The 19,791-nt window shown below is 61.9% G+C and carries 15 protein-coding genes; 6 read left to right on the forward strand and 9 right to left on the reverse strand.

The features are described from left to right. Position 1: 1 nt before the first annotated feature. Positions 2-358, reverse strand: coding sequence for a DUF6680 family protein (locus N2600_RS21550; RefSeq protein ID WP_222292763.1), 357 nt, complete (start codon positions 356-358; stop codon positions 2-4). Then, positions 358-603 (reverse strand): hypothetical protein, encoded by a 246-nt coding sequence (locus N2600_RS21555; protein ID WP_260297339.1) that lies wholly within the window; start codon positions 601-603, stop codon positions 358-360. Before N2600_RS21555 ends, N2600_RS21550 begins: the two co-directional genes overlap by 1 nt. Positions 604-823: 220 nt before the next feature. Between N2600_RS21555 and N2600_RS21560 the strand changes: the two genes are divergently transcribed. From N2600_RS21560 to N2600_RS21570, 3 genes are all read left to right on the forward strand, one after another. Further along, on the forward strand, positions 824-1,171 hold the full coding sequence (locus N2600_RS21560) for a hypothetical protein (RefSeq protein WP_162115068.1): 348 nt from the start codon (positions 824-826) through the stop codon (positions 1,169-1,171). Positions 1,172-2,237: 1,066 nt separating this feature from the next. Further along, positions 2,238-3,680 carry a M81 family metallopeptidase gene (locus N2600_RS21565; protein WP_260297340.1) on the forward strand — a complete coding sequence of 481 codons (1,443 nt, stop codon included), beginning with the start codon at positions 2,238-2,240 and terminating at the stop codon, positions 3,678-3,680. Between the two features lie 384 nt (positions 3,681-4,064). After that, entirely contained in the window at positions 4,065-5,399 is a 1,335-nt protein-coding gene (locus tag N2600_RS21570) for a glucoamylase family protein (RefSeq protein WP_028742629.1), read from the forward strand. A 16-nt stretch (positions 5,400-5,415) separates the two neighbouring features. Here the strand turns inward: N2600_RS21570 and N2600_RS21575 are convergent, their stop codons facing one another. From N2600_RS21575 to hglS, 6 genes are all read right to left on the reverse strand, one after another. Then, a complete protein-coding gene (locus N2600_RS21575) occupies positions 5,416-6,453 on the reverse strand; it encodes an ABC transporter ATP-binding protein (protein WP_260297341.1) in 1,038 nt (345 codons plus the stop codon). Next, positions 6,450-8,117: an ABC transporter permease gene (locus tag N2600_RS21580; protein ID WP_260297342.1), complete on the reverse strand. Its 1,668-nt coding sequence runs from the start codon at positions 8,115-8,117 to the stop codon at positions 6,450-6,452. The genes N2600_RS21575 and N2600_RS21580 overlap by 4 nt, the downstream gene beginning before the upstream one ends. Before the next feature lie 63 nt (positions 8,118-8,180). Next, entirely contained in the window at positions 8,181-9,197 is a 1,017-nt protein-coding gene (locus N2600_RS21585; protein WP_260297343.1) for an iron ABC transporter substrate-binding protein, read from the reverse strand. A gap of 211 nt (positions 9,198-9,408) precedes the next feature. Then, the gene (gene amaB / locus N2600_RS21590; protein ID WP_260297344.1) at positions 9,409-10,947 is read right to left on the reverse strand and encodes an L-piperidine-6-carboxylate dehydrogenase; all 1,539 of its coding nucleotides are present in this window, start codon (positions 10,945-10,947) and stop codon (positions 9,409-9,411) included. Positions 10,948-10,972: 25 nt separating this feature from the next. Then, complete coding sequence (locus N2600_RS21595) at positions 10,973-12,256, reverse strand: NAD(P)/FAD-dependent oxidoreductase (protein ID WP_011653939.1); 1,284 nt, start codon at positions 12,254-12,256, stop codon at positions 10,973-10,975. Positions 12,257-12,324: 68 nt separating this feature from the next. Further along, entirely contained in the window at positions 12,325-13,755 is a 1,431-nt protein-coding gene (hglS, locus tag N2600_RS21600; RefSeq protein ID WP_260297346.1) for a 2-oxoadipate dioxygenase/decarboxylase HglS, read from the reverse strand. An 84-nt stretch (positions 13,756-13,839) separates the two neighbouring features. Between hglS and N2600_RS21605 the strand changes: the two genes are divergently transcribed. The 3 genes from N2600_RS21605 to N2600_RS21615 all read left to right on the forward strand — a co-directional run bounded on the left by N2600_RS21605 (position 13,840) and on the right by N2600_RS21615 (position 16,380). Continuing rightward, positions 13,840-14,748 (forward strand): LysR family transcriptional regulator, encoded by a 909-nt coding sequence (locus N2600_RS21605; protein WP_260297347.1) that lies wholly within the window; start codon positions 13,840-13,842, stop codon positions 14,746-14,748. Between the two features lie 68 nt (positions 14,749-14,816). Further along, positions 14,817-15,053, forward strand: a complete 237-nt coding sequence (locus N2600_RS21610) for an Lrp/AsnC ligand binding domain-containing protein (protein ID WP_003567502.1) — start codon at positions 14,817-14,819, stop codon at positions 15,051-15,053. 148 nt (positions 15,054-15,201) lie between these two features. Next, complete coding sequence (locus N2600_RS21615; protein WP_222384398.1) at positions 15,202-16,380, forward strand: glycosyltransferase family 4 protein; 1,179 nt, start codon at positions 15,202-15,204, stop codon at positions 16,378-16,380. A gap of 73 nt (positions 16,381-16,453) precedes the next feature. On the opposite strand, the gene N2600_RS21620 is transcribed toward N2600_RS21615, so the two are convergent. Continuing rightward, positions 16,454-19,765 carry an oligosaccharide flippase family protein gene (locus N2600_RS21620; protein ID WP_260297348.1) on the reverse strand — a complete coding sequence of 1,104 codons (3,312 nt, stop codon included), beginning with the start codon at positions 19,763-19,765 and terminating at the stop codon, positions 16,454-16,456. Positions 19,766-19,791 lie beyond the last annotated feature (26 nt).

A 19,791-nucleotide genomic window follows, 5' to 3' on the forward strand; every position in this document is an offset into this window, starting at 1 on the left:
ATCAATGAAAGCATCGTCGTTCTTTCCAGAACGATTCGTCGGCCACGCCCGGAATCAGTTTTCTTGACAGAAGACGGATATAAGCTTTGTAGGCCGCCAGCACGGTCTCTTCTTCACTAAAGTACACTTGGATGAGATCCAACGACGAGACGTGTTCGGGATCAAGCTGAAATCGCCGTGTTTTCATGAGTGATGCGAAAATTTCTGCTTTCTGCCGCAATTTGAGTGCCTCGACCTCCTCTCGTCTCGTGATCTTCACCGCACGGATCGGACCAATGTAGACGGCGAAAGCGGTGACGCCTAAGATCAGAATATTGATCCAATCCTTCGCCTGAAATGCCCAAAAGTTTGAGTCCATCACGGCAGTTCCCGAACTTTTTGGAGCCGAACGTTAACGTTCCCCAGCGGCGTCCGAAGCTCTAGAAAGGGCTCTTTGTCAAATTTCATTGGAAAGACGAAAGGCACTTCATAGGTTAGCCCTTGCGCGGGTGCTGTGACGCCTTGCACCACGGTTACACCAGGTGGCACTTGAACCGAAACCGTACCTGTAAGCTTGCCTTCTTCGTCCTCGCCAAAAGCGCCATCGAAACTGGCACCCGCCATGCCCGCGCCCGATACCGTCGGCTATTACAAACATTGCCAAGCCGTTACCCGCACCGCCTGCGAAGTAGCCCGCGTAGAAACCAGTCATCGCCACACCTCCTCGGTTGCAAGGACAAGGTCAAATTCTCTGAGTCGGAACAATTAGACGGAGAGCTTAATCACAATTATTACTTTTATTTCGAATCTCGAATTACATCTTCAAATTATGGTGTCGCCGCGAATGACTGATGCTCAAACATTCATCGCTCGTCACTTTGTGGCGATAAGCGTCAACTCTCGCATGAAGGATGATCAAGGCCCCGACCGTTTCTTCGCGGCTTCCGGGTTGCTGATACGCATCGGGGACATATTTGGCATTCTGACAGCGGGTCATGTGGTCGAATACCTCGATGAGGCCGTGAATCACCCAGACATCATCAGCCTTGGGTGCCAGTTGCTAGACACCTTCGGCGAAACGAAGCTAAGCGACCACGGGGTTCCTTATGATCTTAAGAGCTCGCCTCGCCTCCATTTTCACGACGACAAACTTGGGCTCGATTGTTTCTCGAGGAGCACCAAATCCGATTAATCGCGAAACACAATATTGTCCCGCTCACATACGAGGCTTCGCAGAACGAACCTGCCGACCTTGAGGTCTTTTTTCTGCTCGGTCTTCCTGTTGAGCTAACATCCGAAAGGGTATCGCCTTCGGGAAACGCCACTGTCGGAATGACGATGCTCAGGCTTAAGAAAGCCGAACCGGAAGAGCAGACCACGCTCTTTCCGAGGTTTATCGCCACAATCGATAGCCGGACCCATCTACAGAGCCTAGAGGGCATGAGTGGTGGGCCGATTTTTGGTTTCAACACCGAGCGCCCTAACAAATTCAATCGTCATGGAAGAAATCGGAGCGCAAGATATTCGGGTGCCCGGTAGCGCACATATATGACATTCTCAACCATCTACACAATGAAGCCGCTAAAGAGCTTGCGCGGAACAGCTGATTTGACGCCTTGTGCTACGTGTCAGAGGTCATTTTGGCAGGTATCCGTAGATTGATATCCATTCTCGACGGGTAGCCTCTAAAGCGCATAGCCGCATCGACTTTCTGTTCGGCGAATTGTCGAGCGCTTCGCTGACTTCATCGGCAAGCCACGCCCCACCATAATCTATATAGCACTTCGGAATCCCGAAATTGGTGGCGGTATTGAAATCATTGGATGTTTCCCCGCGGCGGCACCGCCCAAAACGCGACGAATTTCGGAATCCCGAAGTGGGGGAATTTCGGGATCCCGAAGTGGGATTTTTTCTCTATGGCGACGCGGCCAGTGCTGTCGGCAGCAATCGGCCCGCATCATCCGACGGAAAAAACCGAGTCGGTCGGAGGCTCACCGATTAAGCCACCTTCCACCTCGACGCCGGCTTAGAAGATCAAGATTGTAATTTATTTTGGTTGATTGGTTCGTTTGTAAACTTATTGTCGAGGCAAAAGGACGCGTCTTCGGATCGGATCCCGCATGTTCAGATTATCGCAGCACAAACTCCGTCGAGCGACACCGATCTGCACGCAGCGTGTCGATGCCGGCGCTCGGGCCGGAGTGCCAGCATCGCCGCCCATAACGTCCTGATTGCTCCCAACATCAACTGAGGTTCCCATGCGCATCGCCGTCGGTGGCATTCATACCGAGTGCAGTACATACAATCCCGTCCTGAACGAGGAGAAGGATTTTCGCGTGGTGCGCGGGGAGGCGCTGCTGGCAGCGCCCTATTTCGCCTTCCTCAGGGATTACGATGCCGAGTTCCTGCCGACGATCCATGCGCGCGCCATTGCCGGCGGCCCGGTTTCACGCGCCACCTACGAGGCCTTCAAGGGTGAATTCCTCGAGCGGCTGAAGCCGATGCTGCCGCTCGACGGTCTCTACCTCGCCATGCACGGCGCAGTGTATGTCGAGGGCATGGAGGATGCCGAGGGCGACTGGATCAGCGCGGCCCGTGCGCTGGTCGGCGAGGATTGCACGGTTTCGGCCAGCTACGACCTGCACGGCAACGTCACCCAGCGCATCATCGATGCGCTCGACATCTATTCCACCTATCGCACCGCGCCGCATATCGATGTCGAGGAGACGATGCGCCGCTCCGTCTCGATGCTGGTAAACAGCCTGAAAACCGGTGAGCGACCGAGCCTCCTCTGGGCGCCGATCCCGGTCGTGCTGCCCGGCGAGCGCACCAGCACCGTCGATGAGCCGGCAAAGAGCCTCTATGACATGCTGCCCGGGATCGATGCGCTTGATGGCGTTTGGGATGCATCGCTGATGGTGGGCTACGTCTGGGCCGACGAACCGCGCGCCACGGCCGCCGCGATCATGACCGGCACCGACCGCGCCGTGCTGGAACGCGAGGCCAAACGCCTCGCGCTGGCTTATTGGGATGCGCGCGAAGACTTCGTCTTCGGCTGCGAAACCGGCTCGCTCGAGGAATGCGTCGAAAGGGCGATCGCAAGCCCCACTGCCCCTGTGGTGCTTGCCGAATCCGGCGACAACCCCACAGGCGGCGGCGTCGGGGACCGGGCAGATGTACTGGCCGAGTTGATCGCCAGGGGTGCCACCGGCGTCGTCTTCGCCGGCATTGCCGACAAGGCGGCGACCGAGGCCTGTTATGCCGCAGGCATCGGCGCCGAGCTGGAGCTCAGCGTCGGCGCCTCGCTCGATGCGAAAGGCAGCAAGCCGGTTGTCGCCCGCTTCACGGTCAAATTCCTGCATGAGACATCAGATCCCGCCGACCGCCAGGCGGTGGTTTCGACCGGCGGCATCGATCTGGTGCTTTCCGCCAGGCGCCGGCCCTATCACAATATCGCCGATTTCACCCGGCTTGGCCTCCACCCGCACCAAGCGAAGATCATCGTCGTCAAATCGGGCTATCTCTCGCCGGAACTGGCGCCGATTGCCAATCCGAACCTGATGGCGCTATCAACAGGTGTCGTCGACCAGTTCGTCGAACGCCTGCCGCGGCTGCGCAAGCTGCATCCGACCTACCCCTTCGACAAGGATTTTGTCTTCGAGCCGCAGGTCTTTCTTTCCGCACGCTCGACGCCGGCCTGAGTTCGACCGGTCGGCGCGCCACAAGCCGACGCGGCCGACTCACTGCCGCCCGGCGAGATGCTGACGGGCTGATGCGCGCCGCAGCCCCGCCTGATGCAGGCCTATGCGATCGGACGATAGCGCCCGAGGGCTTTGTCGGCCGCTCTTATAGAGCATCCGATGAAGCAAGTATTTCAGGAAATGAGCTGTGCCGGAGAGGTACACGTCGCCTTTTTTGCTGCACCGCTTATATGACTTCTGCTAGATATTATTTTACCGATAATTATTAACGACCGATTCCACCCTTTTGTGTTCTCTTATCCTTGCGAATCAAAAAGGTTTGATTTGCCCGGGAACGGCCCCCATGTTGAAGCGTGGGGCGATGCAACAGTTGGGTAGGAGCCTATGCTGCAACGGATTGAAGACATTGATGCAGCGCTCGTCGACAGGCTGCAGCATTCGGCGTTCAAGTACTTCCTGAAATATTCCAATCCCGAAAACGGCCTTGTGGCGGACACATCGATCGGCGGGGTTCCGTGTAGCATCGCAGCCGTCGGCTTCGCGCTTTCCTCCTATCCTGTTGGTGTCGAGCGTTTATGGATCAGCCGCGAGGAGGCAGCCGAGCGTACGGTCAATACGCTGCGGTTCTTCGCCGAGGCGCGCCAGGGCGAGGAACGCCACGCGACCGGCCACCGCGGCTTCTTCTACCACTTCCTGCACATGGATACCGGCCATCGCGCCTGGAACAGCGAGCTTTCGACCATCGACACGGCGCTGCTCGTCGCCGGCATCCTGACGGCTGCGCAATATTTCAATCGCGAGGACGACGAGACGGAAACCGAAATCCGGGAACTCGCGACCTTCATCTACGAGCGCGTCGACTGGCGCTGGGCGCTGAACAAGGGCGACACTATTGCCATGGGTTGGAAGCCCTCTTCCGGCTTCTTGCGCTGGCGCTACCATGGCTTCGACGAGGCGATCATCCTCTATACGCTGGCGCTCGCCTCACCGACACATCCCATTCCGCAGTCGTGCTACGACGCCTTTACGTCAAGCTATTCCTGGATGCTGCACGGCGAGCAGTCCTATCTCTATGCCGGGCCGCTGTTCATCCATCTCTTCTCGCATGCCTGGATCGATTTCCGCGCCATTCAGGACAAGCCGATGGCGGAGCGGAACTGGGACTATTTCCGCAACACGCAGGTGATGATCAACGTCCAGCGTGACTATGCCGAGCGCAATCCCGGCCAGTTCGTCGGCTATAACAGGAATATCTGGGGATTCACCGCCTGTGATGGTCCGCCGCCGACACGGCGCATGCGCGGCGGCCGCCAGCCGAAGGTTCTGGGTTACGCCGCCCGCGGCGCACCGCTCGGCCCCGATGACGGCACGATCGCACCCTGGGCAGCCCTTGCCTGCCTGCCCTACGACAAGCAGGCGGCTCTCGACGGCACCAAAGCGCTTCTGACCACCTATCCGAACCTGCTGTTGGAAGGCGGCTTTCCTGGCGGCTTCAACCCGACGGTCAAGACCAAGCGCCCGGAAGGCTGGGTCGACGACCGCACCGTCGGCATCGATCAGGGCCTTGTCGTCATGACCATCGAGAACGACCGTTCGGATTTCATCTGGAAACTGATGCGGCAATCGCCGGTCATCCGCCTCGGCCTCGAACGCGCCGGCTTTACCGGCGGCTGGCTGGAAGGCATCGAACCGGAAGAAGTGGTGCGCAAGTTCGGCTAGCGAATAACCCCTTCGTTTAGCTCTCGAAGACATGCGCCTTGCCGGCGATATCGAGGCGAACGAGATCGCCTCGCGCCGGAAGGGCGACGCTCGAGGTCTTGATCAGGATCGGCGGCAGTGCAACGCCGTCGAGCGAGACGGCAACCGTGCAGACCGCGCCGCCGAATTCCACCTCGACGACACGCCCGCCATAGCTGTGATCGCTTTCATCGGCAACGACGCGGATCTGCTCGGGCCGCAGCATGATCTCCGCCTTGCCCTGACGACTGCCTTCGACGGCGACATGGCCGAGGGCGCAGTCTGCCAAGCCGTTGCGGATGATGGCGGGAAGCAGCACGGCATCGCCGAGAAACAGTGCCGTCTCGCGGTCGCGCGGATGCAGATATAGTGATTGCGGCGATCCAGCCTGGATCAGTCGTCCTTCTCTCAGGACCGCGACCTGATCGGCAAAGGTCAGCGCCTCTTCCTGGTCATGGGTGACGAGGATGGTGGTGATGCCGGCCGCCTGCAGCACGCGGGCAACCGCCTTGCGCATATTCTCGCGCAGGCCGGTATCGAGTGCCGAGAAAGGTTCGTCGAGCAGCATCAGCCGCGGCTTGCGGCCGAGCGCGCGGGCGAGCGCCACACGCTGCTGCTGGCCGCCGGAAAGCTGATGCGGGCGCCGCGTCAGCATACCGCGGTCGAGCTCGACCATATCGAGCAGCTCGAACACGCGCTTCTCGCGATCCGCTGCCCTTCGTTCGAAGCCGAAGCCGATATTTTCGGCAACGCTTAAGTGCGGAAACAGCGCGCCGTCCTGCGAGACGATGCCGATGCCGCGTTTATGCGCCGGTACTGTCGCGGGGCCGTCCGCGAGCAAGTCGCCATCCAGCGTCACCCTGCCGACATCCGGTTGCTCGAAGCCGGCAATGATGCGCAGCAACGTCGTCTTGCCCGAACCGGACGGGCCGACGACCGCCGTGCGGCTGCCCGCCGAGACCTCGAGCGAAATATCTTTCAACGCCTGGACAGGGCCATAGCGCTTGCTGATGTTCTCGATCGTGAGCAGCGTCATTGGCCGGCGGTCCGTTTCGATTGGGTATAGAGCATCAGGGTGAGCGGCAGCGACAGCACGACCATCATGAAGGCGTAAGGTGCGGCCGAAACATAATCGATCTCGCTGGTCAGCGACCAGAATTTCGTCGCCAGCGTATCGACGCCGTTGGGCGACAGCATCAGTGTCGCCGTGAGTTCATTGGTGATGCCGAGTGCGGCCAGCGCGACGCTGGCGGCGGCTCCCGGTGCTGCAAGCCGCATGGTGATCTGCCGCACCGCCTGGCCGGGCGTGCGGCCGAGGCCCATCGCGGCGCGCTCCAGCTCCACCGGCGCCTGGGCGATGCTGGCACGCAGCCCGACCATGGCGCGCGGCAGGAAAAGCATCACATAAGCGACGAGCAGCGTTGCGAAGGTCTGATAGAGCGGCAGCACGAGACGCACGGTGATCGTTACCAGTGCCAGCGCCACGACGACACCCGGCAGCGAGCCGACATAATAATGGCAGGCTTCGAGCACGCGCTGGAGGCGGCCGGGCGCCCGTACGGAAAGCCAGGCCATCGGTGCTGCGGCAATCGTCGCCAGCACGCCGCCGACAACGGCAAGCACGATCGTCTGCAGGAAGGCGCTGCCGACTTCGATGCGCCAGATATCGGTGCCGCCGAGATAGAGCCAGCGGCCAAGCGTCACCAGCGGCACACCGAGCGTCAGCGCCGCCAGGATGACGGGCAGCAACACGGCCGGCACCGTGAACCAGCCCAGCCGGCGGCGGTCCGCCGGACGTGGCGAGCCGGAGCCGACGCGGGCATAACGTTCGTTGCCGCGCACCAGCAGCTCGAAGCCAAGCAGAAAAAGACAGCAGGCGACGAGCACGCCGCCGAGCATGTTGGAGGCAGGGCTGTTGTAGGAGGACTGGAACTGATCGACGATCGCCGTCGCGAACGTGTCGAACCGGATCATGACGAACAGGCCGTATTCCGAAAGCAGATGCAGCGCGATCAGCAGGGAGCCGCCGCAGATGGCAAGCCTCAACTGCGGCAGCACGGCGCGAAAGAAGACCCGCCAGGGATTAAGACCAAGCGAGGCCGCAGCATCCTCGATGGCCGGATCGAGACGGCGCAGCGCTGCGACGACCGGCAGGTAGAGGAACGGATAATAGGCGATGACCGAGACGAAGACGCCGCTCTGCAGGCCGCGCATGCCGGGAATAAGGCTAACCCAGGCATAGCTGTGCACGAAGGCAGGCACGGCGAGCGGGGCGATCGCCAGCCAGGCCCAGAGCCGCGCGAAAGGAATGTCCGTACGCTCCGTCAGCCAGGCAAGCGTCACGGCAAGCGCGATCGACAGCGGAATGGTGATCGATTCCAGGAGAATCGTATTGACGAGAAGTTCGCCGACACGCGGCCGGAAGACCAGGGTCTTCACCGTTTCCCAGCCGACATCGTAGGTGACCCAGCCGATGAAGCCGAGCGGCACGAGACTGAAGATCGCGACGACGGTTGCAAGCAGGATCACGGAAGCGTGCGGCATGCGTCCGCGCGGCAAAACCATGCGCGCGGTCCTCGGCGCGACCGGCGCCTGGTTGCCGGATGCGAGCAATCTGTTGTCCTGCAGCAAGGCCGATGCCTTTACACGCTGAAAAAGGAAGGCAACCGCCTTTGAAAGACGGTTGCCGGATATCGTCATGCCCTAAGGTTTTCTTGAGCCAAATGCAATAGTTTTGGCCGGCGGAAGCCTGCGGCAGAAACGTTAGATCAGGCCGGCGGCCGTCATCAGCTCGACGACCTTCTTGCTGTCGAGGGTCGAAGCTTCGACCTTCGGCGCGTTGAGATCGGCAAGCGGAGTGAGCTTGTCGTTGGAGGGCGCATCCTTGCCGATGGCATATTCATAGGAATCGCCGTCCTTGAGGACTGCCTGGCCAGCCTTGCTGGTGAGGAACTTCAGGAAAGCCTGGGCTTCCTTCATGTGCTGCGTGGACTTCAGGACGCCGCCGCCCGAAACGCTGACGAAAGCGCCCGGATCCTGGTTCTTGAAGTAGTGCAGGCCGACATTCTTGCTGTTCTCGCCGGTCTTGGCCTGATCGCCGAACCAATAATAGTGATAGATGATCGCGCCTTCGACTTCACCTGAATTGACTGCCTTCATGGCGACGCTGTTGCCCTTGTAGGGCGTGGCGTTTTCCTTGAGAGCCTTCAGCCAGTCGGCCGTCGACTGTTCGCCCTTGAGCTGCAGCAGAGCGGCGACAATGGCCTGGAAGTCGGCACCGGCAGGTGCTGCACCCCAGCGGCCCTTCCAGGCGGGATCTGCGAGGTCGAGCATCGACTTCGGCAGCTTGTCTTCGGTAAGTTTGGTCTTGTCATAGACGAAAACGGTAGTGCGGGCGGCAATGCCGGTCCACATGCCGTCAGCCGGGCGATACTGATCCGGAACCTGGTCCAGCGTTTCCTTTTCCATGGGGGCGAAGAGGCCCGCGCCATCGACCAGTGTCATTGCCGGCGAATTCTCGGTCAGGAAGACATCCGCGGGAGAGGCGTCGCCTTCCTGGATGATCTGGTTGGCGAATTGCATGTCGCTGCCCTGGCGCATGGTGACCTTGATGCCGGTCTCCTTGGTGAAAGCAGCGATCCATTCGCGGCCCAGACTTTCGTGTTGGGCATTGTAAACAACGAGACCTTCGTCCTGCGCATGGGCGCTGCCTGCGAGCGCGGTGGCGGAGAGAAGCGAAGCGGCAAGCGCGAGGGAAAAACGGTTAAGAGCAATGTTCATGATGGCCTCCGTGGCGATGTCACCCGAGCTCTCCAAGGGCGATGAGAGGCGTATATTTTTCCTGACTGCCGATTTCAAGTTTGTCTTGGCCGGAAAAGCCATCACAATATCTTGACTAAATAATTCATATTACAGGGGAATAAATCTCGATTGAGCAAAAAAGGCGACGCTTCCCGAGCGCCGCCTCTCTTTTGCAGCCTTTGCAGCCGGCTTATTCGACGTCGAACTTGACGCCCTGCGCCAGCGGCAGCGTCCTGCCGTAATTGATCGTGTTGGTGGAGCGGCGCATATAGGCCTTCCATGCATCCGAGCCGGATTCGCGGCCGCCGCCGGTCTCCTTCTCGCCGCCGAAGGCGCCACCGATCTCGGCGCCCGACGGCCCGAGATTGACGTTGGCGATGCCGCAATCCGAACCGCGAGCGGAGACGAAGGTTTCGGCCTCGCGCATGTCGTTGGTGAAGATCGACGACGACAGCCCCTGCGGCACGGCATTGTGCAGTGCCAGCACCTCGTCAAAATCGCTATACTTCATCACATAGAGGATCGGCGCGAAGGTCTCGTGCTCGACCGGGCCGGTCTGATCGGGCATTTCGACAAGCGCCGGGCGAACGTAGAAGGCCTCGGTCGAACCGGTTTCGACGCGGTCGCCGCCGGTCACCGTGCCGCCGGCCGATTTCGCCTCGCCGAGCGCTGCCTGCATGTTCTTAAAAGCCTGACCGTCGATCAACGGCCCTACAAGCGTGCCGGTCTCGAGCGGGTTGCCGATAGTGACGGAGCCATAGGCCTTCTGCAGGCGCGGCACCAGCTGGTCGTAGACGCTCTCATGCACGAAGAGACGGCGCAGCGTCGTGCAGCGCTGGCCGGCCGTGCCCATGGCGGAGAAGGCAACGCCGCGCAGCGTCAGGTCGAGATCGGCCGACGGGCAGACGATCGCCGCATTGTTGCCGCCGAGTTCGAGAATGGCGCGGGCAAAACGCTGCGACAGGCGCGGACCGACGGCGCGGCCCATGGCCGTCGAGCCGGTGGCGGAAACCAGAGGGATCTTCGGATGATCGACCAGCACCTCGCCGACCTCGCGGCCGCCGATGATCAGCGTCGACAGATTGGCCGGTGCGGTACCGCCCTCGGCAACGAAACGCTTCAGCGCCTTTTCGAACAGCGCCTGCACGGCAAGCGCCGTCAACGGCGTCTTTTCCGAGGGCTTCCAGACGGTAGAATTGCCGCAGACCATCGCAAGTGCGGCATTCCACGACCAGACGGCAACCGGGAAATTGAAGGCGGAGATGATGCCGATCACGCCGAGCGGATGCCAGCTTTCCATCATCCGGTGTTCGGAGCGTTCGGTGGCGATCGTCAGGCCGTAAAGCTGACGGGAAAGGCCGACCGCGAAATCGCAGATGTCGATCATCTCCTGCACTTCGCCGAGGCCTTCGGAGGTGATCTTGCCGACCTCGATCGAAACGAGACGGCCGAGCGCCGCCTTGGAGGCGCGCAGTTCTTCGCCCAGCAGGCGGACCAGTTCGCCGCGCTTCGGCGCCGGCACGGCACGCCATTCGAGGAAGGCCCGATGCGCCGCTTCGATCGCCGCCTTCGTCTCGGAAACGGAATGTTCCCTGAGTTTGCCGATTTCCTTGCCGGTGACCGGCGAGGTGACGGAAAGCGTGCCGCCGTGATAGCGGCTGGCATCGACGCCGAGTTGGGCAAGCAGCTTGGCGGTTTCGGTGGCGAGATCGAGGACGGCGATGGTCATTGTCGTGTTTCCAATCTTATTGTGCTTAGAAGCGGGCATCGGCGAAATGGGCGACCTGAGCGCCGGCTTCGTACCATATTTCCTTGAGTGCACGGAAGCTTGGCTCGGTGGGCGAAGTCAGCGGCAACGGCAGATCGGCTTCCGGAAGCCGGCCGAGGATATGCTCCGCCAGCGTACGGCCGAAGACCGTACCAGGGGCAATGCCGCGGCCATTGTAGCCAGAAAAGCCGACCACACCAGGTGCGAATTTGTGGAAGCGCGGCAGCGCATTGTCGGTCATGCCGATCTGGCCATACCATTCACATTCGAATTCGACGTCGCCGATATCTGGGAAGAGCCGCTTCAATGCGCGTTTGGCCCAGCCCCTGTGTACGGCCAGTCCGGTATTGCGCAACGCCCCGACACTGCCGAAAACGAGGCGGCCGGCCTGATCCATGCGGAAGGAGGAGAGGATTTCCTTGGTATCCCACACACCTTCCCGCCCCGGCAGGATCGACTGGCGCAGATTGTGGCCGAGCGGCACAGTGGCGAAATTGAAATAGGGCAGATGCACCTGCTCGCTGCGCACCTGCTCCCACGGGCCGGTGCTGTAGGCATCCGTCGCGACGATGATCCACTCCGCGCTGACCTCGCCGCTCGCCGTCTTCACGGTCCAGCGGCCGCCATTGCGCTCCGTCCCGATGACCGGGCTGGATGTGTGAATGGTGACGCCGGCCTTGACGGCGGCATGGGCAAGACCGCGCGCATAGGCAAGCGGTTGCAGCGTGCCCGCGCGTTTGTCGAGCAGCGAGCCGGTATAGGCATCGCTGCCGATGCGTTTGGCCGTTTCCGCTGCATCGAGCAGCGTCACGGCTGCGCCGCGGGCGGACCATTGCGCCGCCCGATCCTCGATTTCCTTCAGCCCGTCCGCGCCGACCGCGCAATGCAGCGTGCCGTTCCGTTCGAGTTCGCAGGCAATCTGATGCTTGTCGATCAGTTCCATGACGAGCTTCGGCGCATTGCCGAGCAGATCGAGCAGACGTTCGCCATGCACCGGGCCGAGCACGCCGGGCAGATCGTTCGGCATCACCCACATGCCGGCATTGATCAGCCCGACATTGCGCCCGGCACCACCGAAGCCGATCTCTTTGGCTTCCAGCAACACCACCTTCGACCCGGCTTCGGCGAGATGCAGGGCAGAAGAGAGGCCGGTGTAACCGCCGCCGACGATGACGACATCGGCCGACATCGCGCCGTCGAGAGGCGAGGTCGTCGGCGGTTCGGGCGCTGTCTTTTCCCAGAGGCCGTGGGAGCGCGGATCATTCAGCATGGCTCAGTCCGATCAGAGCGAAATCGCGGATACTCTAATGCATAAAAGAAGGTGTTGAACCTGCCATTTCACGCAACGGTCTTCAACGGCAAGCCCGCAAGGCCGAGCGCCTCCAGCGCCCAATCCAGCGATGCCGCCTGGCGTTCGGCGTAGAGCGCCAGTTCGTCCTGGACGGTGGCGCCGAGTGCAGCCTCGAAGGCGTCACGGTTCGAGCGGGTCGCATAGTTCTGCTGCTGGTCGGTACCGAGGTTCGACTGGAAGATGCCGGCCGCGCTGACGGGCAGGAAGTCTTCGTAGACGATCGGGGTGAAGGCGAGGTAACCCTTGGCGATCAGCGCCTCCGGATCGCTGGGCAGCATGCTGCCGACCGCAGCCGCAATGCCCGCAGGTGTCGCGGAATAGCGGAAGAAGGCCAGATCCGCCCTGCGCAGCTCGTCCCAGCTGTCCGGCAGCGCCTTGAAACGCGCGGCGAGTTCGTCGTCATAGGCGCCGGCCTTGGCGCCGCCGGCGCCGACCTGCACCTCGCCGCGAACCGAGGCGAGCAGCTGGTCGTAGAGCATCCGGCCCTTCGCCGTCAGCGCCACGCCGCGCTGTTCGATCTCGCCGAAGCGGGCGGTATGCGTCCCTTGTATCGCGCCGTCATCACCGGAAAAGGCGATCGTTTCCTCCAGCGCCTTGAAACTCGTCTGTCGCAGCAGGATATCGCAATGGCGGCGCGGCGGTCCTTCGATGACCGCCTTCGGCGTGATGCCGCGTTCCGGCATGCGGGCCTGGACCGCATCGATATCGAGCGTGCGCGGCGTCAGATGGTTGATGTGCGGCCCCTTGAAGCTGACGACATCGGCGATCAGCCGATGCGCATCGTGCAGCCGCTTGTAGGTTTCGGCGCTGACTGTCGCTTCGCCATGCCAGCGGAAGGTTTCCAGCGCCTCGGCGACGAATTCCGTCGCCTCCGCCTCGGTGAGGCCGCCGTTTTGTTCGTGGCGCTCGATCAGCGCGACCGCACGCGGCGTGTAGATCCGCCGTTTCGCCAGAATGGCTTCGGCCTCGCCGCGCAGCCCTTCGTCCTCGATCAGCTCCAATCGCAGCAGCGAGGTGAAGACGCGGAATGGATTGACGTTGAGCGCGGCCTCGTCGATCGGCCGGAAGCTGGTGGAATGAACCGGCACGCCGGCGACCGAAAGATCGTAATAGCCGACCGGCTGCATGCCCATGACCGCAAACAGCCGGCGAATGGTGAAGAGCTCATCTGCCGTACCGAGCCGGATAGCGCCGTGACGCTCGACCTCGATACGCTCCAGCTCGCCGGCGCGGGCCAGGCGCGCGCGCAGGTCGGGATCCCTTTCGAGGCAGCTGGCATTCACATCCGCCACCAGTTCGATCAGCGTGCCGTATTGCGGCACCTCCGCCCGGTACATCTGCGACATCGCCTCGGTGAAAAGCGATCGGATGCGGTCTGGGGAAACGAAGCTTTGCGGCATTGGGAAACTCCGGATCATTCCGTTTTTGCAGGATGAACCTCTTTACACGCGCGACAAAGGCGCAAATATCGCTATTTTGGAAATAGCCCATTCTGAAACGGAATGACCATGCTGACGTCTAGACGTTTTCTGCCATCGATTTCGCATCTCGCCGCCTTCGAGGCGGTTGCCCGTACCGGCAGCGTGACGGCAGCGGCGCGCGAACTCGATCTGACGCAGAGCGCCGTCAGCCGCCAGGTAAGCGCGCTGGAGGAGCAGCTCGGCGTCGAGCTCTTCCTGCGCGAACGCCAGACCATGCGGCTGACGCTTGCCGGCGACGGATATGCCCGCGAGATTCGCGAGGCACTGCGGCGCATATCGAGCGCTTCGCTCAACCTGCGCGCCAATCCCCATGGCGGCACGCTTAACCTCGCCATCCTGCCGACCTTCGGCACGCGCTGGCTGGCGCCGCGCCTGGGGCGCTTCCTCGCCGCCAATCCAGGCGTGACCATCAATCTGGTGACCCGGCTTTCGCCCTTCGATTTCCGCCTCGATTCGATCGACGCCGCCATCCATTTCGGCCACCCGCACTGGCCGGGTGCCGAACTCGCGCTTCTGATGTCGGAGCGCACGGTGCCGGCCTGCAGTCCGGATTTTCTGAAGCAATATGCAATCGCCACGCCGGAGGATTTGCTTGCCGTTCCGCTTCTGCATCTGACGACGCGCCCTGACGCCTGGGAGCAATGGTTCGCCGGCAATGGCGTTTCCTTCGAAAACGTGCACGGCATGCTCTTCGACCAGTTCGCCACCGCCGCGCAGGCGGCAATCGCCGGCCTCGGCGTCGCCCTGTTGCCGACATTCCTGATGCAGGAGGAGATCAGGCGCGGCGATCTCGTCGCCGCTGTCGATCGTGAGATGGAAAGTCGCGAGCGCTATTATCTCGCCTTTCCACCCGAGCGCGCCGACTATGCGCCACTTGCCGCCTTTCGCGACTGGATCGTCGCGGAAGCGGCCGCCAATCCGGCTGCGTGACGAACGGCTTGCATCGGCATGGCGCTTTCGACCATTATATCAGCCAAACAACTTTGCAGGAAATCTCCATGAAGCCGATCTTCGTCCAGCTCCAATGCGCACCCGGCAAGACCTATGAGGTCGCCGACGCCATCTACCAGACCGAACTGGTCTCGGAGCTCTATTCCACAAGCGGCGACTACGATCTGCTGCTGAAGGTCTACATCGAGGAAGGCCAGGATATCGGCAAATTCATCAATGACAACATCGCCAATATTCCCGGCATCGTCCGCTCGCTGACGACGCTGACCTTCAAGGCCTTCTGAATCCCCGTCAGACACGGTTAACCTTTTTCGCGAAGAAATCGCCCTGGCAGAACCTCGCCTAAACCGCGCCTTAACGCCGGGCATGTCTGGTCGTTGCTATCACGGGCCCGCGTCAGCGCAGGCCGGCACGTGCAGCGATAGGTGGAAAATGTCAATCGTCGAGGCAGATTGGGCGCGCGCGAAGCCGCAGTTGGAAACAGCCCCGGTGATCGTCCATGTCGTGCGCCAGTTCCTGCCCAACCGCGGCGGCCTCGAAGACGTGGTCGCCAATCTCGCCCGCCAGACGGTACGCCGCGGTTATCGCGTGCGCGTCGTCACGCTGGATTCTCTCTTCACCGCGCCAGAGGACAAGCTGCCGCCTCGCGAAGATATCGACGGCATCGAGGTGGTGCGCATTCCCTGGTCCGGCACCAGCCGCTATCCGCTGGCGCCACAGGTCTTCCGCCATCTCGCCGATGCCGATCTGGTGCATGTCCATGCCATCGACTTCTTCTTCGATGCGCTCGCCTGGGGCCGGCTGCTGCACGGCAAGCCGATGATCGTCACCACCCATGGCGGCTTCTTCCACACGCGGAAATACGCGACGATCAAGAAGATCTGGTTCCAGACGCTGACCCGGGCTTCGGCGATGGCCTACCGCCGCGTCGTCTGCTGCAGCGCCTCCGACCTCAGGCAGTTTTCCGAGATCGTGCCAGACAGCCTCCTGATCGAAAACGGCGCCGATATCGGCAAGTTCGCCGACACCGCTTCGCGCCGGGCAAAGCGCCGCATCGTCACGATCGGCCGGTTCTCGGTGAACAAGCGGCTGGACCACCTGCTCGATGCGATGGCCATGCTGAAGACCCGTGACCCGGAGTGGCATCTCGACATTGTCGGCGCCGAATCCGACCTGAACCGGGCGGATGTCGAAGGGGCAATCGAAAGCCGTCATCTTTCCGGCCGCGTCACCCTGCATGTGTCGCCCGAGAACGACATCATCCGACGCGTCATCGCAGAAGCCTCGATTTTCGCCTCCGCCTCGGAATATGAGGGTTTCGGCCTGGTGGCGCTGGAAGCGATGAGCGCCGGGCTTTTGCCGGTGCTGAACGCCAACGATGCCTTTGCAACGCTTGCTGCCCGGCATCCCGTTCTCAAGCTTGCCGATTTCATGAATCCTGAGACCGCCGCCACGGCGATCGAAACAGCGCATGAAACTCTTTCGCGCCAACCGGACACCGTTCGAGCTGAGCTTCTCGACGCCGCCCGCGGCTATTCCTGGGATATCGTCGCCGGACGTTACATCGATCTCTACAGATCGCTTGATGTCGTCGCCGCGAAAAGCATCTGATCCTGTCTTCCTGCCGCATAAGCTACAGCGTTGCGCGTGTGTGAAAAGACGCGCGGCACTGTAAAGTCCCCGGTTACGCTCTCGCCAGACGGATGATCTCGTCGAGCACGAATTTGCGCGATTGCGGCGGCGTCAGATTGTGGTCGGCATCCGGCAGCATCAGCAGCCGCACGTTCGGATAGCGGGAAAGCCTGGCGCCGCGCGGCCCGAAGTGGAAATAGACGTGGTCGAGCCCGACATCGCCCTCGCTGTAGATCAGCGTCAGCGGCACCTTGCGTTTACCGAACAGCGCGAAGGAGTGCCGAACCTCGCGGGCGACATGGCGCCGGTCGGGAAGCAGCTCGAGCAGCGGCGCAATCCACGGCGACAGCCGGCGACCGGCGGCGATGACGATGTTCTGCAACGCCGAGACGACATCCACCTGGCCGCGCAGCAGCCGCTTCAGCGTGTCGAGCCGCGCCAGGCGCTGGCTGTAATCATCGAGGCTGCGGGGAACGGAGACGACATGCTCCCTGCGCACCGGCATGTCGGGATCCCAGTAATAGACGAAGGGATTGATCGACACGACAGCCTTCAAGCGCTCGTCGGCGACGCCGGCGCGGAAGGCGACATAGCCGCCGCTGCATCGGCCGGCGACCATGACGGGGCCGGCGACGACGCTTTCGAGCAGGTCGAGCGCGGCGACCGCATCCGCGGTCTGCGTGTCCGAATAAAGCACCTGTTCCGGCGCGTCCGGCCGCGGTGGGCTGTCGCCGACATTAGCGGAATCGAAGCGCAGCGAAACGACGCCTTGGCGGGCGAGCTCGCGTGCCATATCGACCGTCGTCCGTCCCCAGCCGGCATGCCGGTCATAGGCCGTCGACAGGAAGAGCACGGCATTGCCCTTGATCTCGCCGAGCGGCCGGCTGACGACGCCGACCAGATGATTATGGCTTCCGAATCGGACCGGCGTTTCAGCAAAACCGTCGCCGGCAAGCAACGAGTTGTCGATCGCCGCCGATGAATGGGCGGCGGATGTCTCTGTCGTCGCTGCCTCCAGCCACGTCGTCAGCAGCGCGACGACAGCCATCGGCGTCTTGGCAAACAGCGGATTGGTGGCGAGCTCGTCATAGCCTTCGAAGGCCGTCTGCTCGACATCGGCGCCAAGCGCCTTCAGCGCATCGGCAAAGCCGGTATCCTCGGCCTTGGCAGGACGTTCGAGGATCAGATAGCGGGAAGCTGCGAGCCCCTGCGGCGAGGCAATGTTGAGCTTGCCGAGCTCGGCAGCAATCTCTTCGGGCATGACGAGCCCGGCGATCTGCACCTTCGCGCTCTGGACATGCTCCTTGCCAAGGCCGAGATCGGCATCGATGATCTTGGACCACATGTTGAGTTCGCGCAGATAGGCCCTGCCGCTCAGCACCGGCGCCAGCATGACGAGGCTGTCGACGCCTTCGATGGAGGAACCGACGCGGTGGGCAAGCGTCGCGCCGAGGCCCTGTGCGATGAGGACGATACGGTCGCAGCCGCTCAGCGACTTCAGCTTGTCGGCGGCCGCACGGATCGAATTTTCCCAGGTTTCCAGCCTTGCCGGCAGCGCCCCGAAATCGAGCGCGTCGCCGGTGCCGCGATAATCGAAGCGCAGGCTCGGCACGCCGATATCCGAGAAATGCTCGGCCGCGACGCGGAAGAATTTACGGCTGCACATCTCCTCGAAACCCCAGGGGCTGACGAAGAGCACGGCGGCCGAACGTTTCCTGGCGAGAGGATTCTCAGGCATGAACAGCCCGACCGTGCCATCGAAGACGACAGGCAGGGCAGCACTGCGCCCCGCCCCCTCGGCCGGTTCCAGCGAGAATTCACCGGGCGCGACCTTGGCGCGATCGGGATCGCCGGGAAGCCGCGGCGCGATGAAATTGATCGCATGTCCCACAGGTCGCCGCAGCAGGGACGGCATCTTGTCGAGAATGGAGCGCATGACTTCGATATCCTCGCCCGGCACGGCGCGCAGCACCCGGAGTGCTGCGAAATAAGCGAATGCGCCGGCGATGATCGCGCCGACCAGCCCGGCCGGACCCTGGACGAATTCCAGCACGGAAATCGCTCCGCAAGCACAGAGGACGGAGGCGAGCGTCACCTTCGTCAAGCTTGCGTAGAGGCCCGAAAGCTGGGATCCGAATCCTGTCTGCCTGATCATCATCATCGACATCGCAACGAATACGAGGATGCGCACGATTGCAGCACCCTCGGCTGCAAGCCTAGGTACGATCAGTAAACAACCCGCTACCATCAGTAGGCCACCTATCACACTGATGTTCAGGCGGGAGCGGGCCCTGTCCATCGACAGCAGGTAGAGACTGAGGATCTGCATGAAGGTATAGGCGGGAGCGACGAGCGCAAGCAGCGCCACCACCGTCCCGCTACGGCGGAACGCTTCGCCGAACACCACGAGCACCAGTTCGCTGGAGATCGCGGCAAGCCCGAGGCTCATCGGCAGCACGATATAGGCCATGCTGCGGGTGACGGCGGCGAAGACCTCGACCGGCAATGTCGAATCGTCGCTGCCGTGGCGCCGCTCGGAATAATAGGGCAGCAGGCTGCCGGTCATCTGGATCGGCAGTTGCAGCGCGATATTCGCGATCGACAGGCCGACGGCATAATAGCCGACCATCTCCACCGACCAGAACTGCTGCAGAAAGAGCAGCTCGAGCCGGTTGAGGAAGATGGAATCGATGATGAACTGGATCGACAGGATGACGGAGGAGGAGGCGAGATATTTCAGCGAGACCCCGCACCAGTCGCGCCGCGCAAGAAGGATCGGCAGCGTGGCGAAAAACAGCACTAGCTGGCCGAGCGCATAGCCGACGAGAACGCCTTCGACGCCATAGAAAACAGCGCCGACGGCAACGCCGGCGAGCTGCACGATCGAGACGGCGACCGTCAGCTTGAAGAAGGCGCCCAGCTTCTTTTCGCCGATCAGGTAGAATTTGACGAAGGATCCGATCGCCTGGATGAAAAACAGCACGCCCGTGACCAGAGCGACGGATGGCGCCGTGTCGGCCCAGTGCATCTTTTCTGAGGTCAGGAAGAACAGCGCGTAGAGCGCCAGCAGCACGACGGTCGAGAACATCATGAAGCTGACGAGGATGGCGGCAAAACCCCGGCGGCGGCGCGCGTCGAAGCCTTCCGCCGAAAGTTGCGGCAAGGTCTTCAGCAGCGTGATGCTGGAGCCGAGCTCGGCGATAGAGGCGCCGGTCACCACCAGCCAGAGCGAAAAGGCGACGATGCCGTTGGCTTCCGGCCCGAGCAGCCGCGCGGTTATGATCGATGACACAAAGCCCGTCAGAAGCAGCAGCATACCTGCGGCCGCGTTCATCACCGAGTTTGCGATAATACCCTTCGACATCTGTCCATCCGTCAGGATCGGCCTAC

This window comes from Rhizobium sp. WSM1274 (genome assembly GCF_025200775.1).
Lineage (GTDB): Bacteria > Pseudomonadota > Alphaproteobacteria > Rhizobiales > Rhizobiaceae > Rhizobium > Rhizobium leguminosarum_I.